Source organism: Domibacillus sp. 8LH, from assembly GCF_038806185.1.
In the GTDB taxonomy this organism is placed as follows: domain Bacteria; phylum Bacillota; class Bacilli; order Bacillales; family Domibacillaceae; genus Domibacillus; species Domibacillus indicus_A.
In genome coordinates this window covers 30853-57180 of the sequence record NZ_JAVJNG010000014.1, presented here as the reverse complement: position 1 = coordinate 57180, position 26328 = coordinate 30853, and the positions used below count along the sequence as shown (strand labels likewise).

Below are 26328 nucleotides of genomic sequence, written 5' to 3'. Positions count from 1 at the left end.
TGCTTGATCTCCTCCTTTTTTTATTGTAACGAACAAATGTTTCCTTTTTCAAATAAAATCCAACTACATATTTCCACAATTAAAGGAAAGCCCCCGCTTTTAAACAAAAAAAGCTCCCTTCATCAGGAGCTTTTCTTTGTTTTATATTCCCGGCTTTCATATATGGCTTGAAGCTTATTTTCGGCTTCCTGGGGACTCATCGATAAACCCGTTAAAAAAGCCAATAGGTTATCATGCTCTGAAAGCTTTCTCATAGAGTAAAACGCGATCGGCTTATGTTCTTTTAAAAGTGTCATAATTTCAATCGTAGGCAGTACTTCCGGCTGGGAGCAGTCCCTTAAAAAAGAGCGTAAAAACCGTACAAAAACTAAAGCTGAATCTGTACTGTCCGGATAGTTTTTCAATAAAACAAAAAATTTTTCTACATGTGCTTTTACGTCGTTTGATTTTCTCCGCATGTTTCCTCCTGCTTTAAACAGTTATTCAACCAAATACGGAGAAGCTTCCCTATTTGGCAACCCGGCTGTCGTTTTTCACTGGCTGAAAAGTAGACCCGTGGCTTTGCGTCCTTCCCTTTCGGAGAAGTTTGCCTTTATCTTTAGTCCCATTAAATCATGTCGAATTATGTCAAGTCAAGCCGAAATAAACTATATTACAAACCCAATTAGCTTTTTATACCTATACACTATACAACCTTTTGGCTCAATCGCCGTCTGCTTTAACCTGTTCTGGATAGCGGAATGTATGACTTGGGATCAATAACGGATTCGTTTTGCCTGCCAAAAATTCTTTGGTCATCCTGCTCTTTTTGTTTACTTCTTCATACACTGGGCATGCTATCATTGACGACAACCTTACTTAAAGGAGAATGCACACATGAAATTAACCGGCACAAAAGAACTTCTTGTCAGCGGGCTAACGGCTTTGCTCGTACTCGGGCTGGCTGGCTGCGGCGGCGGACAAAATGACGACACCAATAATGAGCAGGATCAAATGCAAGAACAAAACAATACCGATACCCAAAATCAAACTGAACAAGATGAAACAGAAGGCGATTTAGATACCGAACTAAGAGATGAAAACGACAAAGGAAACGGCGTCAACGATGGGACGGATCAAGAAAACGGCGGCAACAACGAAGATGCTAACGGGATCAATGACGGAAAAGATCAGGATAACGGTATCGATGATGGAACAACCGATGACCAACTGGACCCTGAAAATAATCCAACGGAAAACAATCAATAACAAAGAAAGTCCCGGCCTATATGCGGCCGGGACTTTCTTTTCCCAAAGGGTGTCTTAGTCTCTTGAGGTGAAAAAGTTCAGCACCCGCAAAATATCCAGGAAGATATTAATAAAATTCAAATACAAATCAAAGACCGCTGCTGGCACGTCCGCTTTTTTAAACCCTGACTCCTTCATCCGGGAAATATCATATAGCATATAGCCGGAGAAAATAAGGATTCCAGCAAAAGCAAGACCAAGGTCCATAAAGCTGGAACCAATAAAAATGTTGGCAATGCTGAGCAGGATCAGTGTAAGCAGTGCAAAGAAGAGCATACCGCCCAAAAAGGAGAAATCTCTTTTCGTAAAGTATGTGTAAACAAACAATCCGCCGAATAGAGCGGAAGCAATACCGAACGCTGCTACAACGAGCGCCATCCCCATCGCGTCGACATATAGATCGATAGCCGGATAAATAGAAATTCCAACCAGCAGCGTAAACACGTACACGAGCCACATAGGAAGCCTCAATCCATACGTACTGAGTCCTTTCTTTCTTTTTCTTCCCGCTGAAAATGATTTTATTAAAAGCAGCAGCAGTACAAGGATCGGAACCAGGCCTAAAGCAAGTGCTACTGTTTCTGGAATAAACATCCCGCCAACTAATGTACCGATAAACGAAAGCAAAAGCGCACTGAAAAACCTCGGCAGCACATGGGACGTAATTAATGATTTTCCTGATTGCATAATAACCAGTCTCCTTCTCTTTGTTTCATTTTTTTCTACGGATCAACCCCTTCTTTTGTTTCATTGTTTTTCACTTTCTCTATCACTTAATGTTCCATTTCCGTTTTTAATAACCAGTAATAAAGCCGCTCAGCCGCACAAAAAAGCTTCCTTTTTTATAAGGAAGCTTCAGGCTTGTATAGGCAAAGTTAGAAGGCAGGCTGAGAGCAAGAGCATCCGAATGGATGCTCTTTTTGTTACGAGTGCTTCTGCTGAACGAGCAGCTGCCGCTCATGGTATTCATCAATTTCTTTCATGAGCTTTTTTTCAATCCACTGCCGGGTGCTGCTCTCTAGATTGCCAAATGAAGTGTTTAAACTATCTGCGACAACTTCACGTTTGTTTTTATTAAATGTAATAGTCCCATAAATAGGCACTGGCTTGATAAAAGGCTGATCCCGGTCTCTTTGTTCTGCCACAATGGCAAAACGGTAAAACGGACGGTTTAAAATTTCAATTAACATAATGTGCCCGGACAGCATCATGCGGCTGTTTGTTATCATCGTTTCACCACCTGTATCCGTCAGTATGGTCCATTTATTATTTTTTATTCAATAAAAGCCGCTTTTTTTAACCCGTTTAAAAACACAAAGCCGCCTGCCTCTTCCATTGACAGACGGCTTTTCTCCTGTTTCGATACCCCTTTCATCAGGAGATGGAAATAAGCGGCGAAAAAAGACATCTCTTTTAAGGGACCGCATATAATGAGTTCGTGCAGAACGTGTTCTTGGCAAACAGGAATCACTGCATTCGTTTCTAGATAAGTGAACAGAAAGTCACTGCAGTTTTAAGGATGTATACTTATCGCTAGACAGAAACGGAGAGGATTTTATGCACTGGTTTCGATTTGTTCCGGTTGTGTTTTTTTCTTTCTCCAGCCTGTGTTTATTTGCTCTGCAATTCAAAGAAATTATGCGTTCCATTCGAGAAATGATGGCATTTTACAAAAAGAAATCATCCTAGTCAAGCGCTGGTCATCCTCTGGGCAGAAATTCATGCTGATTCTGCCTCCTTTTTATTTCGCACACAATTGTTTGAATGTTTTTCTTCCTCTTCACATAAAATTTAAAAATAACCATTTTTATTTTTTGTCCTTTTCAACCTCTCCATGTTCACGGACAGTATGTAAAATGGGGAGAATTTATTTAAAGGAGAGTGTTTGCTCTGAAAGAGGTTGCCCTTCTTTTATCTGTTGAACTGGAACGGCTCGTTGATGACTATTTAAAATGTCCTGATTTAATCATTAAAGAACAGATTCAAGATGATATCCAGCTTTTAAGCAAAGCTTTAGTACAATGTAAACAGCCGATATAAAAAAGTTTTTTATTTTTATCTGGATGTATGGTAATCGAAACGAGCGGTGTCTGCTTCTGTGCGGGCTCGACCCGTTCATGTCGATAGATTGAGCATAAAAAGTACGGCCGGACTCATTTGATCGTTCCTCCATTTTATTTTTAAACTCTTTATACAAGAATGGTTATATCAGGAAGCCTTTTTCATAAAGGCTTCTTTTTCATCTTCATGGTATATTCCGGCATCCATTGGAGAAAATATCCTTTGTTCATTTTAACTTGTACAAAGGAGGATGTTCGATGAAAAAAGCATCAATGTATTTGGCGGCTTGTATGACCATCTTTTTCTTGGCCGGATGTATGAATAATAATGATGAAACAGCAGACAAAGCCGACAATAATGCAGCTGAACATGATACGCATAATGAGCAGACAACAAATGACGAAGGTAATAATGAAGCCCGCCTGTCTGTATTGGATAAAGCAGAGGGCAGCCTTGAGGACATGGATAAAGTAGAAGACGCCACTGTTCTGGCAACAGGAGAGCGTGCTTATGCCGCCGTTCAGTTAGAAAATGGCACTCAAGTAACGGACGAACTGAAAAAAGACATGGAAGACAAAGTAAAAGAATCAGATACGTCCCTTGAAGAGGTGTATATTTCGGAAGACCCGGATTTCACTACTCAAATGAAGGATTATGCTGAGCGGATTGAAGCAGGAGAGCCTGTAGAAGGACTTGTTGATGAATTTAGCGATACCGTTCGCAGAGTGTTTCCAAGCGAATAACAGATCGTTTTTTACCCGGCTGGGCAGCCGGGTTTTTTGTTTGATTGAAGGCGTTTTTTTATTTTTCACATTTTTTACTAATCAAATAGAAGAAAAAAGCTCCTTCCGTGTTATGATAAAAAACGTATCAGAGCTGGAGTGAAAAATCCCTTCATCTCTTACCACTTTACACGACTGGAGTTGCAAGATTGGATATTCTTCTTACTAATATTCAAAGCTTCTTATTAAACACTCTTTTGATTTATTTCGGTTTTACAATTTATTTTAAATTCCTGGAACGGAAAGTAAACCAGATTGCACATACCCTGATTATTATATTGATTTGTGGGATATCGATTGTGTTTTCAATGAGTTTTCCTATTATTCTTTTAAAAGAAATACCGATCGACTTCCGCCAAATTCCTTTGATCATCGGAACATTATACGGAGGACGCCGGGCTGCCTGCATTCTGACAGCCATTTTACTCGGCTATCGTTTTGTACTGGGAGTTCCAGACTTTCTATCCGCCCTCTTCGTTTATTCTCTGCTGCTGCTTTTATGGGTTGTGGTTCTGCCTTTTTTCAAAAAAACAGCCGTTCTTAAAAAGAAACTATGGATTGCTCTGTGCATCTCCTTGACTGCAGCCCTATCTACACTGGCTCTTAATATGCTTTTATTGCCATTAACTGTCACGGCAACGTTTATTGTATTCGCTGTTTTGATCGCAGCGCTTCAAACAATCGGCCTCCTCCTTTGTATATGGATGATTGAAAAAGCAAAAAAAGAGATGATATTGTCCGAAGAAATAGCGAAGCTCGAGAAATTAAAAACCGTCAGCACCATTGCCGCCAGTATTTCTCATGAAGTGCGAAATCCGTTAACCGTCACGAAAGGTTTTCTTCAGCTGCTGCGCGACCCGCAGCTTTCCAATCAAGAAAAGGATTATTACATCAGCACGGCTGTAGATGCCTTAAACAAAGCAGAGTCGATCATTACAGACTACCTTACCTTTGCCAAGCCTTCATTGGAAAATGTAAAAGTGCTAGATCTGCAGCATGAATTAACGAGTATCTCACATTTTGTGGAGCCTTATGCAGCTATGAATGATGTAGAAATCAAAACAAATTTCCAGAAAAACAGCTTGCTGGCTGGAGAAAAAGAAAAGTTTCATCAATGTATCCTCAATATTGCAAAAAACGGAATTGAAGCCATGCCCGGTGGCGGCACCCTGACAATCGAATTGAACCGCTTTAAAGATCATGCTGTTATTACTGTAGAGGATACAGGCATTGGAATGAATAAAGAACAAATTGAACGCCTGGGAAACCCTTTTTTCACAACAAAGGATCTCGGCACAGGACTTGGCACAATGGTGGTTTACAGTACCGTCAAGTCTATGCGCGGCAGCGTTCAAGTAAAAAGTGAGCCTGCAAAAGGTACACGCTTTATTCTTTCCTTTCCTGCTGCTGAGCAGTCAGGCTCCGCTGGCTAGCCTGTCCCGTTTTTCTTTTAAAGCGGACATTCAAGAGAAACACGAAACGTTTTTTGGCTTTTTTGTATAAATTTTTATGGAGAGGTTCATAATAGGATTGTTAGTTCCCAACCCCAACTCCTACAAGTGAACATGACTTTTCAGCCAGGCATTGCCTGGCTGCTTTTTTTTTGCGTACATTCTACTGCTAATCTGGAAAAGGCGGTATTACTCTTTCGTTTTTTCCCTTTCTGCTTGATATTCTTCGGCAGACACCCACCTTATCCCGTAACCAGACATCATAAATGCGTGAGCAGCCATATTAAAGTTTTGCCCCTTGCCTCGAAATGTTGCGACAACCTTATTGTCCTTCACAACAAAGCCATACTTCACGCATTCTGCTCCTTTCACGATTCCTCTAACATTTTTTGTTTCACTATGACCATTCGCACAAGAGCCGCCTTTACTTTCTCATACTATATGGAAAAGGAGGTGATCATGATGGGCTACAAAAACGGTGATGGATACGGATCTGGCTTCGCGCTGATTGTTGTTCTGTTTATCCTTCTTATTATCATTGGTGCGTCTTACGTTGGCGGAGGATTTTAATAGGTATTAAGAGAGTATGCACAAGATTTGTTTACATGACTCCTGCTTTTGCTTTCTGACCGGTTTTACCCGCCAAACCACTATGTTAACAGCTGTATGCCTGGTCATACAGCTGCTTTTTACATGCAGACAAAAGCCTTGCTGCTTCGCACACTGTGCCTGTTTCTGCATACAATGTGAACGGATATATGCTTATTCCATTGGGAGAGGAGGCACATAGTGAATCAGCGTTATGTAAAAGCAGCTCAACAGGAAAACTCCTCGGCGTCTCTTGAAGTGAATGCAGCCAAGCTGACGGTTCTTGCTACAGCCCTTACAACCCTCGCGGATGCGGTTGCCACATTTGCCGCACTGCTCGCTTTAGAGGAAGCAGCAAGCGCCGAGTCTTCAGCACCACAGCAGACAGAGTCGATTCAAAAGCAATTAACAGCCATGCAAAAACAGCTTGATTTTTTAACATGTGAAGCAGCCAAAAGACGGTAAACTTCCGTCAAAACGCATGGTGTTTATGATACAATGCCAAAAAACAGCTCTCGTCCAGGAGTGCTGTTTTTCCTTTTTAATCAAATTCTTTGCCGTTAAATTTCTTTGTTATATAAGCATGAAGGCCCTTTCTGCAAGCGGCTGACAGAGAAGACTTTTGGGGATGAATGCTGTCCCCAAACGGCCTGCCTCTTAAAAACTTAATGACTTCCTCAAATGCCTTCCCCTTTTCGGCATCGAAGCCCGCTGCTTTTACAAATAAAATGTGCTGCCCTGTCCATTCATAATCAACAATGTAAAAGGTGCTCTGCTGTTTATCGCGCATGTAAAGATTCCTCCTATGTACTGTTTTTAGCTAACACTGTTTAAAACAAAATAGCAACCTTTTTCAATAGATATTGTTATGATTTGTCGGCTTAAAGAGCTGGCTTTTCTTTGTTTTTTGGATGAAAATAAACATAATTATGTTCCCTCGTCAGCTGCCCGCTTCCAGCCCAGGCGTGAATTCACGGAAAATCACAGCTCGCTTGAAAGAAGGGATCGCTTGATTTTAGTTAGCCTGCTCGGACTTACTTTGATCGCTTTTGCTTGTTTATATTTTCTTTTTCACTTTTTGTGCAGCTTATTCAACAGGAAGCATCGTGTGTTCAAGCGCATCTTTTACCCGGCACTTTTTGGGGGGATTTTTCTTGTTGCGCTGGCGATGCTTGGAAATGAAAACAAGGATTTTGAAGCCGCTTTGGATGAAAACAACCGGCTTAAACAGGAAATTACGATATTGGAAGAAAAGATAAGCACATTAGAGGGAAAGATGGCGGGTGCCGAACAATATAGTATAGCTTTGGAGAAAGCCAATGCAGCAGCTCTTTCAGAAAAAAAGATCATAACGGAAGACAGCGCCGCGCTTAAACAGGAAGTGGCCCGTTTAAAGAAAGAAAACGAAGCACTTTCCGCCGAGCGGGACAGCCTCATCAAACAAAAAGCGGCTAATGAAGCCCAAAAGTAATCCCGCCTTCAGCTGGTGAAGCGGCGGCTGCTCTCATACATGAGATCATCCACAATAGCAGGCAAATGGCTTACCTATGCCAGATCACTCAAATAACGTAATCCTTTAAAGGAGTTTTTGTTTGAATGGATCAGGCGTTAAAAGATCTTTTAGCTATGGCGAACTTGTATGGCCTGTCAGCAAAAAAGCACGAGTATATAGATAGATCCGCAGCAGCACGTGTATAATGACCAGCTTCATTTTCAATATGCTAATCAGGTGGAACGGCATTGCAGGATGATGGAAAAGCTGCACCTTGGCCTTCATTATGGGACGTATTCAAACAAACAAGCTGCGCTTTGAACCGGCTTGTTTGTTTGAACTTCTAATACACCCCTCCTCGTTTTAAGCAGCCAAAACATTGGCAGCAGATACACTTTCGTTCACTTCACATCAGGCAGAATAAGGAACGCTTTTTAAGTAAACGTTAAAAGTGTTATCAAACAAAAGGAGGCCACAATGATGAATTTACGACGAGCTCAGGAAATCGCCGCTTCTCCTGTAATGGCTGACGTGACGTTTAACGAATTACCTATTTATATCCAGCATGTAGACGAAGACAATGAAATGGCTCGTATTTATCCTCTGGATGAGCCCGAAAAAGAACAAAGTGTTCCCCTGGCTGCTTTAAAAGAGCATTAATTTCTTTGTGTTATCAGAAAAAGGTGTATCTGTGCGGAGCCAGATACACTTTTTCATTAGTTGCCGGCAAGCTCCTTTCCAGCTTACGAACCTTGTTCATTCGTTTCGGTTTCGCCATCATTCGGATCGACTTCTACTTGATCGTCTTCATTCGTGCCTGTATCGTTCTTTTCGTTCATCCCTTCATTAATGTCACTATGATTGTTTTGCTCAACTTCTTCCTGCTCAGTCGGCGGATTTTCTTCGTTTCCACAGCCAGCCAGTCCAAGTGTAAACAGAACCGCTATTCCACTCATAAGCATTTGTTTTTTTCGGCTTACGCCCATTTTCAAGTCCCTCCTTAACGAGTTTCTTACTCAGTAGCATGTCCTTTCCCTTTATCTTCAACCAAAAAACATATCGATCCATACAGCGCCTTGAAAAAAGCACCTGGCCGACTTATAAATAATTTTTTTTCGTTTGCGCACGATAAAGCTCGGGAGGTGAAAAAGATGGCGAATCAAAATCAAAACCAAAACAACCAGCAGAATGGAAACGGCCAGCAGAACGGCGGTATTTTAGAAACGATTGGCAAAGGCATTGAAAATGTTATGGACACATTAACGGGCAATAACCAAAACCAAAACAACCAGAATCAAAACGGCCAAAACCAGCCGAAAAACCAAAACAACAATGAAGGCGCCCGGTATCAAACAAGCGGTCAAAATGTAAGCCGCCAGGGCCAAGGGGACAATCAACAAAACGGCTCATACAGCAGCCAGGGCTCGCAGCAGAAGAACAGCAAGCAGCAATTTGGCGATGCCAATACGATACGGGTAGAGTAAACGTGCCAAACCCTTTTTAAATGTGTGTATGTAAAACAGGCTTTGTTTTTTCATCTGACCCTACTCCGTTAAAAAAGTGGTGATCATATGCTCCATTCCCGAGCAAAATGTATACTCTTAGGCGGTACGATCTTATCAAGTGTATTAAATATTATTATTTTGATTTTAACCGTTATTCACCATATAACCATTCAAGAACAGATGGATGACTTAAAAAAGAACAGCCGTTGAACTCATGTTTAAAATGGCAGCTGCCTCATGTATACGCAGCTGCCATTTTACATGGATCATTTAAAAATTGAACGATCAGGTATATAGCTGGGCCCAACAGGGTAAAAAGGTTTATATTCACTCATTTGATCCTTTACACAAGTTTTTCTCTCCCAAGCCCGGAGAAATATTTGTGGGAGGTGATGAAATGAGAAGAATTCAAGGAATACAGAAATTAATCTCCTATCTTGAGCCGGTAAACTATCCAATTGCTGAAAAGGATATTTATGATCTAATCACAAATAAGAAGCTTCCTCATAAAAAAGTTGGTTTAGACATCATTATTTTTGATTTAGATCAAATCGACTGGTGGATCGAACAAGATCAAACACAAAGTTGACAGAAGAGCCCCTCGTTATCAAAACAGGGGCTTATTACTGTTTGGCCATGTAAACAGGCAGAGAAGCGCCTCGTTATGAGTTCGACTAAATAAAAAAAAGAGGAACACCCGCCGATGGTGTCCCTCTTTTATTGATAAAGTTCCTTGTAAGCCAGCACTTTTAAAGCCTGTATTTCATCTTCAGTCAGCTTGCTCTGGAGTGTCTCTAATAATGCTTGTTTCTTTTCTTCTGTCAGGCCGCCTTGTACGGTCGATTGAATGTCTTTAAGCTCGCCTGGGCTGAACTTTTTCACCATTTCCCTTGCCGCTTCTTCTTTTGTCGTAAACGGAAGAGAAGAAGTGTCGGCATTTGCGCCTTCTTCCACCAGCTTTTTCAGTTCTGGGTTGTTGTTAATTTGCTGCTTAATCTGTTCCACTTCTCCGCTGTTTTCAATCTGTTGTGCTACTTCATCCATTATTTTATCAGATGCAATTTTGGTTCCGAAGTAATACAGTCCGGCTCCTAGAAGAGCCAAAAGCAATGCCAGTCCAATGAAGAGCTTGAATAATATCTTCACTTTATATCCTCCTAAATGTACCTCATGCTTTTATTAACATAACAAATTTCTCTTTCTTTTCCCAGTGCTTTAACAGCTTTCAACCATATCTTTTGTTCAAAGACCATTTACATTTTATATAAATAGGTTTCCCCCCTTTCTTTTTTGGGTAACTGAACCTGCGAAGTACATAAATGGAGAAAAAAAGATGCTAAATAAAAAAGACCCTATAGGTTATTTGTATGAAGAAATCGAAAGAGTCCGCGGGCTGCTGGCTTCCGCGGTTCAGCTCTATGGACTTTCCAGTGCAGAAGCGCTTTATTACAGTGAAGAATTAAATACATTAATTCTTCATGCCCAGCTTCAAAACAGGCAGGTGCTTCTTGTTTAAGATTTTTTCAAATGGTACATACTAGAACTGTTAGTTCCAAATCCTACTCCTATAAGTAAACCTTGTATCAGCCAGGTTCTCACCTGGCTGCTTTTTTATGCGCTCCCAGCCCTCCTGATCATTGAAAAACCAGACCGAAGCTTTTTAGGCTGAACCTTATTGGCTTTCTGCTGTCATAATGGAGTCTGGCCCTGCTGGTGGTTCATCAGAGCATTTTCTTTTCCGGCGGCCGGCCCAATGAGTTTTTTATTAAAAACCGGTCTGTTCATTTGTTTCATAAAATATAGGTAATTATAGCTAGTATATTAAACCTATTTTAGGTAAAATTAAATAAGGATTACGCAAAAACCTTTATCTAGGAGCGTTTACTATGGAAGATCTAGCCATCATCCTGTCTAATGAGCTGGGAAAATTAATTAATGACTATTACCGATACGATGATCCGGAGATTAAAGAACTGATTCAAAGTGACATTCAGTTATTAAACGAAGCTATTTCTTTGTGTGAGCAGTCAACGTAGGGCAGCCCTTTCGGCTGCTTTATTTTTTTGAATTTTGTACATTATTAATTTTACCTACTCCTTTGCTTGCAGTGTAGGATATAAAAAAAGCAGCCGCCTCTTCGGTTCTTTTCTTTCGTATTGTACAATAGCTTTATACTTTCACAATAAGTCCTGTTATTGGAGATGAGCGGCTATAAAAATCTATAAATCGAGTATGTACCTTTTTGTCTCCCTGCTTGCAGCACTTTCCTGTTTTTTGCTGCTTTTGAATGTTTTTTTAACAGACAAACCAGAACAAAAAACCGAAGACGCAACAGCTGAACAAACCGAAACAACCGCACCGGAAAAGGAACAGCCTGCTGCCTCAAATGAAAACGATACAACAAGCAATGAAACCAAACAGGAAAAAGAAACAACATCCCAGACATCTGAAAAAAAAGACGGCTATGTATCCGATTGGTTTAACCAAGCAGATACACAAAAAAAGGAGAAAGCGGATTCTACAACTGACAGTAAAACGGTGAATCAAGCAAATAATGAACTGGCTGACCGAGAACAAACGGACCAAGAAACAAATCAGGCGGATACAACCTCATCTGATAACCAAATGAGTGACGAAGCGAGCGCAGAACAGCCTGTCCTGCAGCCTGTTCCCCCGGCCCAGCCAGAGCAGCCTGAACTTTCCTTCGAAAAATAAGTTTTTCAGCCAACAAAAAAGCACTCACGCCCTGTGAGTGCTTTTATTATGTGTGTACTATTTCGAAATGGGTACTTTATATACACGGCTTACCAAACCATACTTTAGTGTACCCGTTGCAGCTGCTCATTAAACTGCCCCAAAGTCATGTACAGTCGATTCCTTATCCCTTTCCACTTTTTCAAAAATGGGCGGTGTACCCTTTCTTGCTCTTTCAAAGAATTCAGTGATCATAAACAGCATCAAGCTGTGATTACACCCCCTGTTGTTACAGGCTTGATCGCCGGGAAGATTTCATACGGGCGTTCATTCTTTTAAATGTGTGCTGAAAGACCATTCGGGGTACATAATGAGTATAGGAGTTTCCTGCTTAAACGAATACAGGTAACAATCAAAAAAGAAGGTGTTTGTATGGGATTTTGGAAAGGTGCTGCTTATGTAGCAGGTGGAGTGGCAGCTGCAGCAGCCGCTCCGCTGGCTGCTAGCGCGATTGCCGCGACGGCTGCAGGAGCTGTCATCACCGGCACCGCTGCTGCTGTCACAGGTACCGCTGCTGCAGCTGGAACGCTTGCAGCGACGGCGGCTGCAGCGGCTGGAACGGTCGCTGCCGGAGCCGTGACCACAGCCGGGACCGCCGTCGCTGGCGCAGCTGCGGCTGCCGGTGCGGCCGGATTAGCCAGTGCGGTAACCACTGCCACCGGAGCCGTCTCGGGAGCCGCGGTCACAGCCGGAACAGTGGCTGCCGGAACTGCTGGTGTTCTTGCAACGATTGCGGGAGCGGCTGGAGCAGACATATTGATGGAACCTATTTCACCAAAAGGAATCCGAAAAAAAGGATTAAAAACAGTTATAAGCGGTGTTCAGGAAATGCATGCCTCCTGGAAAGAGAGACAGGCAGGAAAAGACACATCCGCTTAAAAACGTGAAAAGCTGTGTTTGTTCTTTTAACAAACACAGCTTTTTTATGTAAGTTTTATTTATGCTTCTTTAAAAAAGGGTTATTTTCCTTTTCCCGGCCAATCGTTGTCACACTATCATGACCCGGCAGTACGTATGTATCGTCCGGCAGCGTTAAAAGCTTTTGATGAATGCTTTTCAACAGCTGGGTTTCCTGCCCGCCTTTTAAATCCGTACGGCCGATACTTCCTTCAAACAAGGTATCTCCTACAACAACAAAGCCTCCCTCTTTAAAATAAAAGCTGACACTGCCGGGAGAATGTCCCGGAGTTTCGTACACATCAAAAGAAAAGCTGCCAATCGAAAGCCTTCCTTCCCCTGTGAATAGCTGATCAGCGGGGTTTACTACAATAGGCTCTATTCCCTCAAAAGAAGCCGATCCATTCAAAGCAGGATTCAACAGCCACTTTTTTTCAGCGTGATGAAGGCAAACCGGTATACTGTATTCCTCCCGAAGCGGTTCCACTGCCCCTATATGATCAAAATGGGCATGTGTTAAAAGAATGGCTTCCGGCTGCAATTTTTTCTGCCGGATAAACCGCCGAATTTTATTCCCTTCTCCGCCTGGATCAATCAGTAAGGCTCTTCCTTTCTCGTAAATCACGTATGCATTCGCTTGAAGCGCCCCTGCCGGCAGCCCAATCCATTCCATGTCTATCACCTCTTCTCCTCATTTTATCATGAAAGAACGGCTGTCCTTTTCCGGATGTGCTGCCCAGCAAAAAAGCGCCCGGATAGGCGCTTATACTTTTCCTGATTGTTTCCTGCGAAAATCGGCTATTTTTGATTCAACATCCATATAAATGTTTCTTGCTTCATCAGCGGAAATATTAAATTCACGGCTCACAAGTGCGGTAAGCTGAGGATCCTGCACTTTAGCATCATACGCATCACCGTAGCTCACCGTTCTTTCGTATTCGTCTCTCATAAAACGATACACGTCTTTTTCGTGCTGACTAATCCCGTCAATAACATTTTCTGTACCGGAATCTCTTTCCATTTTGTTCACTCTCCTTTTTTAGCTTTATTCTTTATGTTCCCCCAAAAAGGGCAAAATTCACCTCTATTTTGCCGGCGCAAAAGAAAACCTTATACATAGCCGCTTCAAGTGTACGGTCAAAGAACAGGCATACGGCTTATACAAAGATTCCGTATTTGAATATCTTAAAGTAACTCTTTAAAGGAGGCTTTTTTTGAGATGATGGACCAAACCTTAAAAGATCTTTTGGATATGGCGAGTTTGTATGGCCTGCTGGCAAAAAGATATGAGTATGTAGATCCGCAAAAGCATATGCACTTTGAATTGCTTCATCTTAAATACGTCGATCAGTTAGAACGGCATTTCAAAATGCTGGAAAAACACCATAGCCCGTCTTCTTTTTCCTTCTCGCCTCCTCCTAATGCCATGTACTAATAAACAAGCAAGCCGGACAGGAGAACGGCTTGCTTGTTTTGTTTATTTCTCATTTAAGCCTTTAAAACGACGGCTCCATAATCCTTTTTACTTTCCTCAAGCAATAATTTTTTCATTTTGAAGACGTTGAATAAACTCCGTGTACTGGCGCTCATAGCTTTCCGGAAACTCATTTGTAATTGAAACGGCCACCTCTTTTATAAACGGAATCTGGCTCTCGTCTACCGTATAAAAAATTTCGTTTTCTGTTTCCTCAGTGCTTAAAATATTCGTCAAGCCTATTTTTCTTTCCTCTTCAGAAGCAAGCTTTTCATAATGCTCAATATATCGGTGATAACACATTCCTCCGCCAATATCGATGGGCGGATCCAATGTTTCCGCTGCTGCAAACGCAATATGGTCCCCTGCCCGGTGCGCTTTTTTGTTAATTTGCAAAATACACTGTGTCATTCACAGCCGTCTCCTTCCTTACTTGTACAGTTGGTTTGGAATATTCACTTTCATGTCCATATTTTTCACCATTCGTTTTAAAATAAACAAAAACTCTTTTATCTACCACAGGAAACATGTCTTTTATCGCATTGAAGAAGCTTCATTCTCCAATAAATAAATTTTTTTATATATTTACGCATATTTTTTTGAAATTAGGGTATAAACATATAGGTTTGACTATTTTACCCTTTAGTAGTTTGATAGACATCACCCACACGTTCATCTGTCCCGCACCTTGGTGAAAACAAATTATCCAAAAAGGAGTGCTCATTCTGGAAGATACGATCATTCTTCTTTCTGCTGAATTGGGTCGTTTAATAGATGATTATAACCGGTGTCGCAGCTTGCGCCTTAAAAAATTAATAGAAGAAGATATCCAGCTTTTAAAAAATGCACTGCTGGAGTGTGAGCAACCAGTTTAAAAATATGTTGGTTGTTCTTTTTTATTCCTTTATTTGAAATTTGCACATTGTAAAATATGTACTTTTTAAAAACACTATTTTTTTCTGTGTTTAAAGACGAATATGTCCCGTGTAAGATGGGAAGAAGCAGCTGTATCCATTCTTTTCTTGAAACCATACATACTGGATACCCATCTAATAGGAATTGTCACTTTTTATAAGACCGGGATTAAAAATTTGAATATTCTATTTTCTTAATGCTTTTTTGTTTACTTTTGTTTTTCTATTTATTTACTTTACCTTTTCTAAAAATAGAACAAATAATTTAATAAACATCCTTGTGATTACACTCTTTCTTTCAAATCAAAAAAAAACCGTTCATCATGAACAGTTTTTTTGATTTGAAAAACAATGTATTGTTTTATGCAGGCAGTTAGCCAATCAGCCATGCGGCAATCAATGCGGCCGATAAACAAACACCGCCTAAGCCGTTCTCATGGATTTTATCGAACTTATCAACGTTGAGCCTTAAGCTTTAACTTTTAAGAGCTTTGATCTTTCACCTTTAAGGTTTGAACGTTTAACTTTGAGCTTTCAGCCTGATAACGCTCGCTCGCGTTTAAGTTCCCTGTATCCTCAAATGGATGAATGAAAAGTTAGCGGCTGTAAGGCCAAAGCCGCCCGCACCTGTTTAGTTTTGCTGATTTTCGACTGACTAACCGCTTTATCTTATTCCGGCACTTCAATTTCCGTCAAAGTATTCGAGGTAGACAGGACAAAATCGACTTCTGATAAAAATTCATCAATTTCCTGCTCCAGTTTCTCGTATGTATGGCGGATTTTCAGCGGATCGATCATTTTAGCTTCGTTATCGTTTCGGTAGCTTTTCACAAGCTCATTGTTTTCATCCACTTTCGTTTTTGCTTCGCGCCCATACAAAGCATCGAGCTTTCGATTCAATTCTTCTTTGACTTCCTCATTTATTCTTTGAATGTTGTTTACCGCTTTTGTATACTCGTTTTTCATTTTTTGCATAAGCTGCACTTCATATTGAATAGATGTTTTTCGCTCGATGGCTTCCGCAACCGTATATTCTTTGTCCGCAATTTTCACCCTTGTCATGGCATTGGAAAGAACAATCGCAGACTTAATATCATTGCGTCGTTTTATCAAATCTTTCACAGACTGATAAGCTGATTGCACTTTATCTTCATATTCTTTGTTCGATGTGTATCCGTTCACCGCTTTTTCACCGATGGCAAAGTCAACGAATGCAGCCGAGTTCATTACTGTCTTGATACGCTTGTCCAGCAGCTTCAATTCTGCCAGCCCCCGGGTCACAGACATTTTCATACAAAAAAACCTCCATTTTTTCTCTCCTTTTATAGTAACACAGGCAGAGAAAAGAAGCTTTCTTTTCGCGACGGACTTGATCATACAAAAAGATCCGCCTGCAAAGAAGTAAATTCAGCTGTTGTATACAAAAAAGCCACATCAGCTGAATCGCTGATACGGCTTTTTTCGCTTCTTTTCTTCCTTTTGCTGTTCAGTTTATCTCTTTTTGTACAAAACACTTTTATTCAATGAGCCGGGCCTGCCGGCAGGTATTCGACTACTTTCAATCCGGAAAGATCGGGCGGTCTGTATGGATTGGTCACTTCATACCTGGCCAGAAGCATTTTCACGGGAGTTTTGTGCAAAATCGATTCTTTCATCAGCTCTCTGGCCCGGTCATTTAACGCTCTTTCCTCATCTGACGTTAGAGCTCTTTTTTCTTTTTGCACAAAATCAGCGGTGAGGGACCGGCTGATGGCAGCAAAGTAAAACCAATACTCCGTTGAACGTTGATCATGCGGCTTTCCCATCACAATATGATCCGGTACAACACCGATAATCTCGCCCGCTTCTCCCCAGTATTTTTTGTCGTCCCATTGCCAGCCGGATGAGTACTGAACGAGTGATTCATTAAAAGGAACTGCTTCACTCATAAGTCTGCCGCTTTCCTTATCTTTTCTTCGCCATTTACAGCAGCTTTCTCACCGATTCCGTTTCTGCCCACTTTTTTCATCCTTTCTTTACCGAGGTTTCCATGTACGTTTCTACTTTGGCCATACAGCGGCGCAGTACACAGCTTGAGCGGATAGTATCACCGCTGCAGCCGAGCCATATTCATCGATCAGTGCTTAAGAAAAGCAACAAATAACGGCGGATTCATATGATAAGAGTGCTGCATATGCCATTATCCAGTATCCGCTTTTTTGCGGCTGGCTTTTTAGGAGGGGTGTTTCAATGAGAAACTCACAAAAGCAGGAAACCACCCAAAAAAAGAATTTCCCTTTATTTTCTTTTATACATGGAGCAGATCTGACTGTTGTTTTCAGCTTGTTTTCTGTTCTGTCGGTTGCTTTTATGTATTTTTATACGGAAAGTCAATTCAGGTATTACGGCATGCCGGCTGAACTGATCGAAATTAAATTGATTAACTTCACTGGGACCTTATTTTACCTGCTTATTTTATGCCTCGTGCTGGCGCAGTTTATTTCCCTATTTTCCTCACCAGCGGCTTATTCAAAAATGTATTCAAAAAGATGGTACACTAGAATCCTTTTTGTTTTTTCGTTCCTCATTACAGCCCTGCTTGTGCTTTCTAAATCCACTGATTTTTTTGTGACATCGGAATACGATAAAGCCTTTACCTTTCTCCTAACAATCGGCACGATCATTGTATTTCTGCTTATTTTCTCTGAAATCACCTATCTTGTAACGCGAAAAAATTCAGATACACACAATCAATTGGTTTGGTATATATCAGCTGGAATCGGAGTGTTAATGTTAAGCAGCGCGCTCGGCTATTTTCAAGCTTATTTTAAAACGGCTTACTACGTAACGACAGAGGAACCCCGCCGAGTGGTCGTAGGAAAATATAATGGTCACTTTATTGTGGCACCAGTTGATTTGAAAAAAGGGGTAATCAAGCGGCAGTATGGCATCTTGAAAATGGAGTCAGATGATGGAAAGCTTATTTTAGAAAGTATGCACACAGGAAAGCTAAAAGTAGAGGAACCGAGGATAAAATAAATCCCGGCTGGATGACCAGCGTTTAACTTTACTTCTCTTTTCTCTCATTTCTTGTGAATGTTACTTCAAGCACTTTCCTTTACTTTCGTCAGATTTTCTCACAAACAACTGTTTCTTTTCTATGCAAAATATCCTATAATCAAGTTAGTTCCTATTCTTTTTGACAGGGAGAATGCATATGGATACGAACCAGCCAATTCTTGAAGAATTATCATTCCAAATTAAAAAACTGCGCCATCTAATGATTCTCGCTGCTGCTATTTATGGATTCGGAAGTGAGGAAGTGTTAGGATACAGCCAGGAATTAGATAAATTAATTATTGAGTATCAGCTTCAAACGAGCTGACTATTTATAGAGCCGGAAAAATTTCCGGCTTTTTTTGCGTGTTTACCCAACATAAACTTATCTTTTTTCTCCTTTCCCTACAGCACCTCCGAATATTTCCGGGCGTTCAACAAACTCTATATAGAGGAGGTGACAACATGGAAAAGCAAGAGCAGGCGAAAAAAACGGGACAGAAAGATGAATCCATTAAAACCATGGATCAAGGGTTTAACTTAATTGTTCAAGCGGTTAACAACGTGACAGGCATAGATAAAAGCAATGATGGAAAAAAGAATAAAGAAGGGTAAAGCGAGCGCCTTTTATGGCGTTTACCCCTTTTTTCTCCAAGCTTCAAATAAAAAAAGCCACCTATAAAAGTGACTTTTGGCTTACTGAATAAAACCGAGTGGAATTTTTGGTTCTTTAGGGTTCGGCCGGGGCATGGCCATCAGCAAAAAGTTAAGCTGCGATACGTGCTGAATCAACTGCACTTCCAGTCCACTCTCCGTAACGCCATCAAAAATGATTAAACTCGGATCACAATAACCTAATGCCCTGACTTGAAAAGTAACCGACTGTCCGGACGGAATCAGTTTCACACCCACTCCCTGGGTGCCATCCAGTTTGTTGTCAAAATCTTCCGCTCTCTTTTTTAAATGCTTATACACTTCACTTGCCAGGTTTTTTTGTCCCGGTGCACTCATCGGTAGAGGCAGTTCATTGCAAATGTCACTGTCGTTCATTGGTTGAAGTGAATCTGGCTTTTGTTCCACTTTATCATCTCCTTCTTCGAACCGGGTAAATCTGCTTTACATCCCGTTTTATTATCTCCTTTTTCGAGAAATTATTACCCAAGTCTTCAGAAGCGTTCTTCCCCTTTTAAGCCACTCGATATGAAAAAGCCTGCCGATTCAGTCGGATCAGTCGCCGTTGTGCAGAACAAAGGCCGCCTTATCCTGTAATAAGCAGCCCTGTGTTACTTCCTCCAAAGCCGTGTGTCGTCACCGCAACCGAGGAAACCGGCTTTTCTTGTTTTTCGGTTACAATCGGCAGTGATTCAAAGCCTTTTTTATCGGTTCTATATGTGGCAGGAATAAAGCCTTCCCGTATGCTGATAATGGAAGCAATCGCCTGGGTCACACCCGAGGCTCCAAAGGTATGACCGAACAGCCCTTTTATAGACGTGATGGGCACACTGCCGTCGAAGCAGTTTCGATAAGCAATGGCCTCCACCCGATCATTTTCCTCTAAACCTAAAGCCTGGCTGTTCACGTATGACGGCAGGCGGCTGCCGCATATTTCCTGAATTACTTCAGTCATGTTTTCTCCGGTTTGATCGGATTGAAACACTGAGATATTATCATGATTGGAAAAGCCTTTTTCGATAAAAGCATAAATGTCTGCCCCTCTTCGCACAGCATCTTCTTCCCGCTCCAACACAAGCGCCCCAGCCCCTTCGGACACAATAAATCCATGAGTCGATGTTGAAAACGGCATGCCTGCCTGATGTACATCTTCTTCAACAGCAAGACCTCTTTGTTTTAAAAAACCGTACACGAGTGTTCGATTAATTAAAGAATCTGCTCCCCCTACTACACATATGTCCGTGGTATAACTTTCAAGAAGTTGTTTTCCGAGCAAAATAGCATCGGTGCTGGCGGTACATGTGTTTCCAAGCGTCAACTGAAGATGATTTGCTTTTATGTATGAACCAATCCCCATTGCAAGTGACCCAATATTGCCATGGACAACACCCGTCACCGGATAACGCCGCAGGTTTTGTTGTGCAGCGGATGCCACGAGTTCTTCGATTTCTGTGAGCCCGCCTACAGACGTCCCAAAAATCACGGATATGCGTTTACCTGGATGATTTTCTATATGGATATCTTTAAACGCCTCTTTCACTGCGGCGATGGCCAGTTTGTTTATCCTCGAATACCTTTTAAAATAAGGATCACTCAGTATCTCATGATCAATCACACCCATAACTAAATCTCTGTGTTTTTGCGTTCCTATATTTTTTACAACCTGCAAGGGACAAATATTGTGAGCCAGCATTTCAGCAAAGCGGCTTACACTGTCCGCTCCTGGAAGCTGCACGCCCATCCCCGTCACTGCTACTTTCATCATTGATCTCTCGTTTCTAAAGTCCTGTTTTTTATCAGTATAACACTGAAGTTAGAAATGAATGAGTTATTTTTCCTCCTCTTTATCAAGGGTGACGGGGCGAAAGCAGCCGAAGCCCTTTAAAGAATGTTATAAGAGATTGATGCAATCTTTTTCTGCCTGCACGATATAAAGATCCGTTTTAGTGTAAACAGGATCTCACATCCACCCGCGGAAAGAAAAAGAAAAACAGCCCTCCATTTTACCAACAAGGTGAAATGAAGAGCTATCAAAAAAAGCGGGCAAAATCCCGCTTTTTATTAGAATTTTGCGTGGTAATTTTCGATTTCCCATCCATGAACGGCTGTACGGTAGCTGTCCCATTCTGCTTTTTTCAAAGAAACGTATTCGTTATAAACGTGTTCCCCTAATGTATTTACCGCAATATCGCCTGATTCCAGAGCTTCTACTGCTTCTTTTAAGCTGCCAGGAAGACTTTCAATTCCGTAAGACGCTCTTTGTTCTTCCGTCATGTGGAAGATGTCTTCGTTAATAGACGCTGGCGCTTCTAGTTCTTTCTCAATTCCATCCAAGCCTGCAGAAGCAATAACCGCAAACGTTAAGTAAGGGTTTGAAGATGGATCCGGGCAGCGCAGTTCCACACGCGTTGCAAGGCCTTTTTTCGCCGGAATACGGATAAGAGCAGAACGGTTAGACGCAGACCAAGCAAGGTAGCAAGGTGCTTCGTAGCCAGGAACTAAACGCTTGTACGAGTTTACCAATGGGTTTGTTACTGCAACAAAGCTCTTCACATTTTCTAATAGACCAGCAATAAAGTGGTACGCTTCTTTTGATAATTGCAAAGCATCAGAAGGATCAAAAAATGCATTTTCGTTTCCTTTAAAGAACGACATATTCACGTGCATACCAGAACCATTGATTCCGAACTTTGGTTTCGGCATAAATGTTGCGTGTAAGCCATACTGTTTCGCAACTGTTTTAACGACCCACTTGTACGTAGTCGCTTTATCCGCTGCACCCAATGCATCTGCATATTTAAAGCTAAGTTCATGCTGGCCTTCAGCCACTTCGTGATGCGATGCTTCAATTGTGAAGCCCATTGCTTTTAATGCACGGTAAATTTCCAGGCGAACGCGCTCACCAAGATCTTTTGGAGATGGCTCAAAGTAACCGCCGTTATCTGATAGTTCAGTAGTCGGGTTTCCATTTTCGTCTGCTTTGAACAAGAAGAATTCTAATTCCGGTCCGACTGAAATCGTGTAGCCATGTTCCGCTGCACGGTCAACTGTTTTCTTTAAAACGTTACGCGTGTCTCCTTCAAACAAAGAACCATCTGGATTTACGACCGAGCAAAGAAAACGTGCTTCCGCGTAGCCTTCTTCTTCTGTCCAAGGAAGAACCGCAAATGTAGATAAATCAGGCTGAAGATAAAGATCTGAATTGTTGATGGCAGAAAAACCTTTAATAGATGAACCATCAAACATCATTTTGCCTTCTACGACATCTTCTAATTGTTCAGTTGTTACAGTGACATGCTTTAAGATTCCTTCGATATCTACAAACTGTAAGTGAAGTAGATCTACACTTTTTGTTTTAATAGTTTCTTTAATTTGTTCTAAAGCTGCTTCTGTTGTATTTGAAATAAGAGTTTCTGTCATGTCATCTTTTCCTCCAAATTCACGTTATGTAATATCACATCTGATATTTTGATTATAGTTCAGTCGACACGTTTTGACAATCATTTTTTTGAATATTTATGCTAGTTTAAGTAATGGTTTTTTTCTATAAAGTGAAATCTTCCAGATTTTCCGCTAGAAAATAAGAACCTCTTAAAGCACTTTATTGTTTTCTTTTAAAACAAATAAAACAGGATTAAACCCCGTTTTCCTCATGTATAAAATATGATTCCATAAAAAAAGCAGCCGCTATAAGTAGCGGCTGCTTCAGTGTGTAGACAAAGTCTTTCGCTTTTAAAAAAGAGCCGATAAGTGGTGTTGAAGATCCATAAGCAAGGACCGAATAAACATTTTCTCTTTTTTAAACAGAAAGACATGACCTTATTAGCACTATACCATCTTGTCGCAAGCCACACTTGGCGGCGGGAGGGCGGCGCAGACTCCTATGGGACTAGTGGGCAGCTGAGACCGGTGAAGCCTTCTGGCGGAGTCGGACTCAGCGCCTGCCCCATGGAAAGCGGAGCTGCCCGGACGCCGCCGATCCATCCCATTCATTTGCACAGTCATCCATATCATTTGTCTACAGTCTGAAGCAGCTGCTGTGAGTAGCGGCTGTTTTTCCCCTCAAACCTTTCGTACCTTGTAGTATTGGTCGATTAATTGGTCCATCCTCTGCAGGTGAAAGGAGTATTCAACGATGGAAGAAGCAATAATCAATAAGCGAAATTTTTGGTCTTTGTTTTGCTTATAAATATCCAGCGCCCGTTCAAAAAAAGCGGCGCTTTCCTTTATTTCTTTTAGTTCGTGATGGTTTTCCTGCTGCTTGATTTTCCCTTCATATTTTAAAAGTAAATATTCATGATATTTAATTAATTGTTCAATATGAGTATCAAACAAATAATCCTCTGCTTCGTTTGCTCCGGTTTGGAAATAATGTTCTTCGATATTTTCTAATATTTCTTCTCCCTGCTGAAGCGTCTTGAGCATTTGCTTAAATAAGACAATCTCCCGCACATCAACCGGCTTTAATTTCGACAGCTTGGTGCGCTCTTCATCGAACATTTTGAACAAGTCCTCCAATTTCCGAATATCATCCTGGAGCTTTTTGCTTTGCTCTTGAAAAGATGTTTCCGTTAATTCATTGGACACGGCCGTACGCAGCAGCAGTGACATATTTTGAAAAACTGTTCTTGTTTTTTCAAGGTAATTCTTTTTATAGTTTGGCGGTATAATCAGCAGGTTCACGACCAAAGCAGATCCAATACCAACTAAAATAATCAAAAAGCGGTTCAATATAAAATCTATATTTTCATTGTCCGGGGTACTCATAATAGCCAGTACTGTCACGAGGGTCAGTGGAATGGTGCTTTCCATTTTCATTTTCAAGCTTAATGAAATTACGAGCATCATCAACACCCCGATGATAATAGGGTTGTCCCCTATAAAGTAAATAGAAAAAAGGGAAATCGCAGCGCCCATGGTATTGGTCATTACCTGATCGAGCAGCTGCCGCCAGGATCGGTAAATCGATGGCTGAATTGTAAAAAGGGCTGCCACCGCTGCAAAAACAGCCGGCTCAAGATTTAAGAAATAACATATGTATAGTGATAGTGTGACAGCAATACCTGTCTTAAAGACACGCGGACCTAACGTCATCTTTTAATCCTCCTGTTTGGCTTTTCAATATAAACAAAGACACTTTCATTTGATTTTAGTGGAATATGTAGTTTACTACAAATAATTCTCTTTAATCCATTTTAGACGGTATGTATAGCAGTCTGGTTAGAATTGTGTATGTCTTCATGTGCACCGCACCTTAAAAGCCGGGTGCCTTAAGCAGCCAGGAAGTGTCTTAAAACCTGCGTATTTCTGGAATAAAGAAAAAAGCACCCCGAAGGCTGCTCGCTTGTTTTATATTTTAAGTATATTCTTTCCATCATTAATTAAGTGTTATAGAGGAGTCAGCCATTTTTAGATACCCATCGATCAGGAATGAACTTGTTCTTTTCCAAAATTAACGTTTTCAATAGCTTTTTTGTCCCCTGGTCAATTTCAATGTTTTTTAATATTTTGTTCATTTCCTCTGCGGTCAATTCCGTTTGTTTAGTCATATCATCGTCTCCTTTTATTTACATTTCGGCAATAGAAGAATGATTTCCTGCTTGATCTCTTTCGCTAAGAGCTTTGTTTATTCGGATATAAAAAATAGCACCCGTTTATTTGGATGCAATTGTTTCTCTTTTTTCTTTTATAAATTTGTTTAGTTCCCTGTAAAATTCTTCTTCCGTTGCGATATTCTTTTCACTAAGTAAAGCAGACACGGCTGTAATGTGTGGAAATATATTGCACAATTCCTTGAATTTCTCTAGCTGTTCAATGTATTTTTTCAATTCTGTTTGTTTCTCACTCATTTTCCCATTTCCTCCCTCCTATATATTGCAGGAGGAAGCGCTAAAATCCAATAAAAATCATTCATCAAATTCCGACAAGACGACGGCTGCTTTTATTCGGGAAAGTGATACATGAAGATTACCTCTCTTGATATACATATGTTCTTTTTAAGTTTTCAAGCTAGAAAGCCAGTTATACACTCAGATAGGTCTGCTCTCGATTATTTCAAACCGATCTTTATTTAAGTGTAATTTCCTGCTTAAGGCGTCTCCTGCCAGTTCTCCTGAGTCGTCGATTGATTGATTATCGATTTCTACTATTTCGTAAGAATAATTGAGATTAGGTACTAATCGCCCTTCTTTCATATCAAATCTTCGATATTTTACTTCTACCTTCATTCGAAACCCTCCTTTACCTTTATTGTTTATTTCGATTAAAGCGGTCAACTTCCTTCAAACACTACTTGTTCTAATAACTACCTTATTTAGTTTTTTACTTTACCCGCTTTGATTTAATATCATCCCAGTTCGCCAATTTACATCACCGTCACCTCCAAGTTTTTTTGAACAAAGAAAAAAGCACCCCGGAGGATGCTAGTTATCTTTTCCCGCATTACATGTCTGCCGGTTCACCTTTTATACTGACCGGTTTTACAATTGAGATCTTTGTTACTAAATTCAAGTTAATCGCCTGGTTGTTTTCGTCAATAATCCATTTCTCTTCATGATCCGTAAACATCTTCAATACTACTTCTTCCTTACCGGGTGGACCTTTGACTTCGATAATCTCACTATTGTCTTTATCGAATTGCAGTATGACTTTATAGATGATTTTATCCATTGCGCGCTCCCCCTTTTTCTAACATTTCGTCAAAAGGAGGTGATTCCCTTTTTTCTTAGCTGCTCTCTCATATGATATTGTACAAGGGCTCAAGAGGAGGATGCAGCATGGAAACAAAACGAGAAATAGACTCAGAAGTTGTCCATGTATAGCCAGTCAATAAATTAGCAGCTTCTGCCTTTCGCATCTGTATTCATAACGGTTGAAGATTTAAAGAAATCCACTTATTGCAGAAAAATAAACGAAAAGCTGGCAGCTGCTGACTAATCTACTTTCAAGAAAGCCTGTAGACTTCGTTAACCTATCTATAAGCTTTTTTATTTGGCTTGTATAAAATATGACGAGCTTGTCCATACTGACCGATAGCGAGAGACTCCTCTCTCCCATGTAATATTCACACCGTGCAGCCAGAGCCCCCTCTGGCTGTTCTTTTTTACGCACATTCCCATTATTTCTTTCCTTCTTGCTGCCTGTTACTTAATGAACGGTCTTACAAATGCTCCAATTACGACAGCGGTTGCGATAGATGCTGATACACCTACGGGATTAATATTCGCCTTTGTGTACTCGGCTACTGCAAAAAAAGTAGCAATTGCAAATACCAGAGACCAGTGTATCACTTTCAAGGTTGCTCCTCCGATGCTTCGCATTTAGTGTTTCCTTGTATAACTTTGTTTGTTTTATTTGTCCCCAAAGATGAGTAATCCCATTCAGCGTGTTATGCTATCCTGCTTCGCAAGTGAGTT

At 40.9% G+C, this 26328-nt stretch carries 41 protein-coding genes and 1 riboswitch; of the genes, 20 read left to right on the top strand and 21 right to left on the bottom strand.

Annotated elements, in window-relative coordinates:
* Window positions 1-122: 122 nt before the first annotated feature.
* Together RG959_RS15680 and RG959_RS15675 are read right to left on the bottom strand one after the other, a co-directional pair.
* Window positions 123-458: a hypothetical protein gene (locus RG959_RS15680; protein ID WP_342797913.1), complete on the bottom strand. Its 336-nt coding sequence runs from the start codon at window positions 456-458 to the stop codon at window positions 123-125.
* A 52-nt stretch (window positions 459-510) separates the two neighbouring features.
* A riboswitch (cyclic di-GMP riboswitch) is annotated at window positions 511-601 on the bottom strand.
* Window positions 602-702: 101 nt separating this feature from the next.
* Window positions 703-843: a hypothetical protein gene (locus RG959_RS15675; protein WP_342797912.1), complete on the bottom strand. Its 141-nt coding sequence runs from the start codon at window positions 841-843 to the stop codon at window positions 703-705.
* Between the two features lie 33 nt (window positions 844-876).
* Between RG959_RS15675 and RG959_RS15670 the strand changes: the two genes are divergently transcribed.
* Entirely contained in the window at window positions 877-1248 is a 372-nt protein-coding gene (locus RG959_RS15670; protein ID WP_342797911.1) for a hypothetical protein, read from the top strand.
* Window positions 1249-1302: 54 nt separating this feature from the next.
* On the opposite strand, the gene RG959_RS15665 is transcribed toward RG959_RS15670, so the two are convergent.
* Complete coding sequence (locus RG959_RS15665; protein WP_342797910.1) at window positions 1303-1974, bottom strand: Bax inhibitor-1/YccA family protein; 672 nt, start codon at window positions 1972-1974, stop codon at window positions 1303-1305.
* 236 nt (window positions 1975-2210) lie between these two features.
* Window positions 2211-2516, bottom strand: coding sequence for a hypothetical protein (locus tag RG959_RS15660; protein WP_242233074.1), 306 nt, complete (start codon window positions 2514-2516; stop codon window positions 2211-2213).
* A gap of 652 nt (window positions 2517-3168) precedes the next feature.
* On the opposite strand from RG959_RS15660, the gene RG959_RS15655 reads away from it, so the two are divergent.
* The 3 genes from RG959_RS15655 to RG959_RS15645 all read left to right on the top strand — a co-directional run bounded on the left by RG959_RS15655 (window position 3169) and on the right by RG959_RS15645 (window position 5563).
* Entirely contained in the window at window positions 3169-3327 is a 159-nt protein-coding gene (locus RG959_RS15655; RefSeq protein WP_342797909.1) for a hypothetical protein, read from the top strand.
* 278 nt (window positions 3328-3605) lie between these two features.
* Window positions 3606-4091: a YhcN/YlaJ family sporulation lipoprotein gene (locus RG959_RS15650; protein ID WP_342797908.1), complete on the top strand. Its 486-nt coding sequence runs from the start codon at window positions 3606-3608 to the stop codon at window positions 4089-4091.
* A 188-nt stretch (window positions 4092-4279) separates the two neighbouring features.
* Window positions 4280-5563 (top strand): ATP-binding protein, encoded by a 1284-nt coding sequence (locus tag RG959_RS15645; protein WP_342797907.1) that lies wholly within the window; start codon window positions 4280-4282, stop codon window positions 5561-5563.
* Between the two features lie 207 nt (window positions 5564-5770).
* Here the strand turns inward: RG959_RS15645 and RG959_RS15640 are convergent, their stop codons facing one another.
* Window positions 5771-5935, bottom strand: coding sequence for a hypothetical protein (locus RG959_RS15640; protein WP_309087374.1), 165 nt, complete (start codon window positions 5933-5935; stop codon window positions 5771-5773).
* Between the two features lie 108 nt (window positions 5936-6043).
* Between RG959_RS15640 and RG959_RS15635 the strand changes: the two genes are divergently transcribed.
* Entirely contained in the window at window positions 6044-6151 is a 108-nt protein-coding gene (locus tag RG959_RS15635) for a YjcZ family sporulation protein (RefSeq protein ID WP_285881603.1), read from the top strand.
* A gap of 219 nt (window positions 6152-6370) precedes the next feature.
* On the top strand, window positions 6371-6634 hold the full coding sequence (locus RG959_RS15630) for a hypothetical protein (protein ID WP_342797906.1): 264 nt from the start codon (window positions 6371-6373) through the stop codon (window positions 6632-6634).
* Window positions 6635-6710: 76 nt separating this feature from the next.
* Here the strand turns inward: RG959_RS15630 and RG959_RS15625 are convergent, their stop codons facing one another.
* On the bottom strand, window positions 6711-6959 hold the full coding sequence (locus RG959_RS15625; protein WP_342797905.1) for a hypothetical protein: 249 nt from the start codon (window positions 6957-6959) through the stop codon (window positions 6711-6713).
* A 318-nt stretch (window positions 6960-7277) separates the two neighbouring features.
* On the opposite strand from RG959_RS15625, the gene RG959_RS15620 reads away from it, so the two are divergent.
* Together RG959_RS15620 and RG959_RS15615 are read left to right on the top strand one after the other, a co-directional pair.
* Window positions 7278-7640, top strand: coding sequence for a hypothetical protein (locus RG959_RS15620; protein WP_342797904.1), 363 nt, complete (start codon window positions 7278-7280; stop codon window positions 7638-7640).
* Between the two features lie 501 nt (window positions 7641-8141).
* A complete protein-coding gene (locus tag RG959_RS15615) occupies window positions 8142-8321 on the top strand; it encodes a small acid-soluble spore protein H (RefSeq protein ID WP_251273586.1) in 180 nt (59 codons plus the stop codon).
* 83 nt (window positions 8322-8404) lie between these two features.
* On the opposite strand, the gene RG959_RS15610 is transcribed toward RG959_RS15615, so the two are convergent.
* A complete protein-coding gene (locus tag RG959_RS15610; RefSeq protein ID WP_342797903.1) occupies window positions 8405-8647 on the bottom strand; it encodes a hypothetical protein in 243 nt (80 codons plus the stop codon).
* Window positions 8648-8812: 165 nt separating this feature from the next.
* On the opposite strand from RG959_RS15610, the gene RG959_RS15605 reads away from it, so the two are divergent.
* The 3 genes from RG959_RS15605 to RG959_RS15595 all read left to right on the top strand — a co-directional run bounded on the left by RG959_RS15605 (window position 8813) and on the right by RG959_RS15595 (window position 9755).
* Window positions 8813-9145: a hypothetical protein gene (locus RG959_RS15605; protein WP_342797902.1), complete on the top strand. Its 333-nt coding sequence runs from the start codon at window positions 8813-8815 to the stop codon at window positions 9143-9145.
* 87 nt (window positions 9146-9232) lie between these two features.
* Entirely contained in the window at window positions 9233-9376 is a 144-nt protein-coding gene (locus RG959_RS15600) for a hypothetical protein (protein ID WP_342797901.1), read from the top strand.
* A gap of 187 nt (window positions 9377-9563) precedes the next feature.
* A complete protein-coding gene (locus RG959_RS15595) occupies window positions 9564-9755 on the top strand; it encodes a hypothetical protein (RefSeq protein WP_342797900.1) in 192 nt (63 codons plus the stop codon).
* Window positions 9756-9883: 128 nt separating this feature from the next.
* Here the strand turns inward: RG959_RS15595 and RG959_RS15590 are convergent, their stop codons facing one another.
* The gene (locus tag RG959_RS15590; protein WP_342797899.1) at window positions 9884-10312 is read right to left on the bottom strand and encodes a hypothetical protein; all 429 of its coding nucleotides are present in this window, start codon (window positions 10310-10312) and stop codon (window positions 9884-9886) included.
* Window positions 10313-10499: 187 nt separating this feature from the next.
* Between RG959_RS15590 and RG959_RS15585 the strand changes: the two genes are divergently transcribed.
* From RG959_RS15585 to RG959_RS15570, 4 genes are all read left to right on the top strand, one after another.
* On the top strand, window positions 10500-10682 hold the full coding sequence (locus RG959_RS15585; RefSeq protein WP_342797898.1) for a Spo0E family sporulation regulatory protein-aspartic acid phosphatase: 183 nt from the start codon (window positions 10500-10502) through the stop codon (window positions 10680-10682).
* 370 nt (window positions 10683-11052) lie between these two features.
* The gene (locus tag RG959_RS15580) at window positions 11053-11202 is read left to right on the top strand and encodes a hypothetical protein (protein ID WP_251273592.1); all 150 of its coding nucleotides are present in this window, start codon (window positions 11053-11055) and stop codon (window positions 11200-11202) included.
* Window positions 11203-11440: 238 nt separating this feature from the next.
* Complete coding sequence (locus tag RG959_RS15575; protein ID WP_342797897.1) at window positions 11441-11881, top strand: hypothetical protein; 441 nt, start codon at window positions 11441-11443, stop codon at window positions 11879-11881.
* Window positions 11882-12292: 411 nt separating this feature from the next.
* Complete coding sequence (locus tag RG959_RS15570; protein WP_342797896.1) at window positions 12293-12799, top strand: hypothetical protein; 507 nt, start codon at window positions 12293-12295, stop codon at window positions 12797-12799.
* A gap of 55 nt (window positions 12800-12854) precedes the next feature.
* Here RG959_RS15570 and RG959_RS15565 read toward each other — a convergent pair whose 3' ends face one another.
* Window positions 12855-13490 (bottom strand): MBL fold metallo-hydrolase, encoded by a 636-nt coding sequence (locus RG959_RS15565; protein ID WP_342797895.1) that lies wholly within the window; start codon window positions 13488-13490, stop codon window positions 12855-12857.
* Window positions 13491-13580: 90 nt separating this feature from the next.
* Window positions 13581-13838 carry a hypothetical protein gene (locus RG959_RS15560; RefSeq protein WP_342797894.1) on the bottom strand — a complete coding sequence of 86 codons (258 nt, stop codon included), beginning with the start codon at window positions 13836-13838 and terminating at the stop codon, window positions 13581-13583.
* A gap of 198 nt (window positions 13839-14036) precedes the next feature.
* On the opposite strand from RG959_RS15560, the gene RG959_RS15555 reads away from it, so the two are divergent.
* On the top strand, window positions 14037-14252 hold the full coding sequence (locus tag RG959_RS15555; protein ID WP_342797893.1) for a hypothetical protein: 216 nt from the start codon (window positions 14037-14039) through the stop codon (window positions 14250-14252).
* 96 nt (window positions 14253-14348) lie between these two features.
* Here the strand turns inward: RG959_RS15555 and RG959_RS15550 are convergent, their stop codons facing one another.
* The 3 genes from RG959_RS15550 to RG959_RS15540 form a co-directional block, all read right to left on the bottom strand.
* Entirely contained in the window at window positions 14349-14702 is a 354-nt protein-coding gene (locus RG959_RS15550; RefSeq protein WP_251270117.1) for a hypothetical protein, read from the bottom strand.
* A 1172-nt stretch (window positions 14703-15874) separates the two neighbouring features.
* Entirely contained in the window at window positions 15875-16498 is a 624-nt protein-coding gene (locus RG959_RS15545) for a hypothetical protein (protein ID WP_342797892.1), read from the bottom strand.
* Between the two features lie 227 nt (window positions 16499-16725).
* Window positions 16726-17133: a hypothetical protein gene (locus RG959_RS15540; protein ID WP_342797891.1), complete on the bottom strand. Its 408-nt coding sequence runs from the start codon at window positions 17131-17133 to the stop codon at window positions 16726-16728.
* A 301-nt stretch (window positions 17134-17434) separates the two neighbouring features.
* Between RG959_RS15540 and RG959_RS15535 the strand changes: the two genes are divergently transcribed.
* From RG959_RS15535 to RG959_RS15525, 3 genes are all read left to right on the top strand, one after another.
* Entirely contained in the window at window positions 17435-18223 is a 789-nt protein-coding gene (locus RG959_RS15535) for a hypothetical protein (protein WP_342797890.1), read from the top strand.
* 178 nt (window positions 18224-18401) lie between these two features.
* A complete protein-coding gene (locus tag RG959_RS15530; RefSeq protein WP_242233099.1) occupies window positions 18402-18569 on the top strand; it encodes an aspartyl-phosphate phosphatase Spo0E family protein in 168 nt (55 codons plus the stop codon).
* Window positions 18570-18706: 137 nt separating this feature from the next.
* Complete coding sequence (locus RG959_RS15525; protein WP_342797889.1) at window positions 18707-18856, top strand: hypothetical protein; 150 nt, start codon at window positions 18707-18709, stop codon at window positions 18854-18856.
* 81 nt (window positions 18857-18937) lie between these two features.
* Here RG959_RS15525 and RG959_RS15520 read toward each other — a convergent pair whose 3' ends face one another.
* The 3 genes from RG959_RS15520 to RG959_RS15510 form a co-directional block, all read right to left on the bottom strand.
* Window positions 18938-19321, bottom strand: a complete 384-nt coding sequence (locus RG959_RS15520) for a DUF6173 family protein (RefSeq protein WP_251270123.1) — start codon at window positions 19319-19321, stop codon at window positions 18938-18940.
* Between the two features lie 178 nt (window positions 19322-19499).
* Window positions 19500-20678, bottom strand: coding sequence for a beta-ketoacyl synthase N-terminal-like domain-containing protein (locus RG959_RS15515; RefSeq protein WP_342797888.1), 1179 nt, complete (start codon window positions 20676-20678; stop codon window positions 19500-19502).
* 296 nt (window positions 20679-20974) lie between these two features.
* Entirely contained in the window at window positions 20975-22333 is a 1359-nt protein-coding gene (locus tag RG959_RS15510) for a glutamine synthetase family protein (protein WP_342797887.1), read from the bottom strand.
* Between the two features lie 393 nt (window positions 22334-22726).
* On the opposite strand from RG959_RS15510, the gene RG959_RS15505 reads away from it, so the two are divergent.
* The gene (locus RG959_RS15505; protein ID WP_342797886.1) at window positions 22727-22942 is read left to right on the top strand and encodes a hypothetical protein; all 216 of its coding nucleotides are present in this window, start codon (window positions 22727-22729) and stop codon (window positions 22940-22942) included.
* A gap of 33 nt (window positions 22943-22975) precedes the next feature.
* Here the strand turns inward: RG959_RS15505 and RG959_RS15500 are convergent, their stop codons facing one another.
* The 5 genes from RG959_RS15500 to RG959_RS15480 all read right to left on the bottom strand — a co-directional run bounded on the left by RG959_RS15500 (window position 22976) and on the right by RG959_RS15480 (window position 25582).
* A complete protein-coding gene (locus RG959_RS15500; protein ID WP_342797885.1) occupies window positions 22976-24007 on the bottom strand; it encodes an FUSC family protein in 1032 nt (343 codons plus the stop codon).
* Window positions 24008-24312: 305 nt separating this feature from the next.
* Entirely contained in the window at window positions 24313-24462 is a 150-nt protein-coding gene (locus tag RG959_RS15495) for a hypothetical protein (RefSeq protein WP_342797884.1), read from the bottom strand.
* 105 nt (window positions 24463-24567) lie between these two features.
* Window positions 24568-24762 carry a hypothetical protein gene (locus RG959_RS15490; RefSeq protein ID WP_251270128.1) on the bottom strand — a complete coding sequence of 65 codons (195 nt, stop codon included), beginning with the start codon at window positions 24760-24762 and terminating at the stop codon, window positions 24568-24570.
* 180 nt (window positions 24763-24942) lie between these two features.
* Window positions 24943-25140: a hypothetical protein gene (locus RG959_RS15485; RefSeq protein WP_342797883.1), complete on the bottom strand. Its 198-nt coding sequence runs from the start codon at window positions 25138-25140 to the stop codon at window positions 24943-24945.
* Window positions 25141-25354: 214 nt separating this feature from the next.
* Window positions 25355-25582 carry a hypothetical protein gene (locus RG959_RS15480; RefSeq protein ID WP_342797882.1) on the bottom strand — a complete coding sequence of 76 codons (228 nt, stop codon included), beginning with the start codon at window positions 25580-25582 and terminating at the stop codon, window positions 25355-25357.
* Between the last annotated feature and the right edge of the window lie 746 nt (window positions 25583-26328).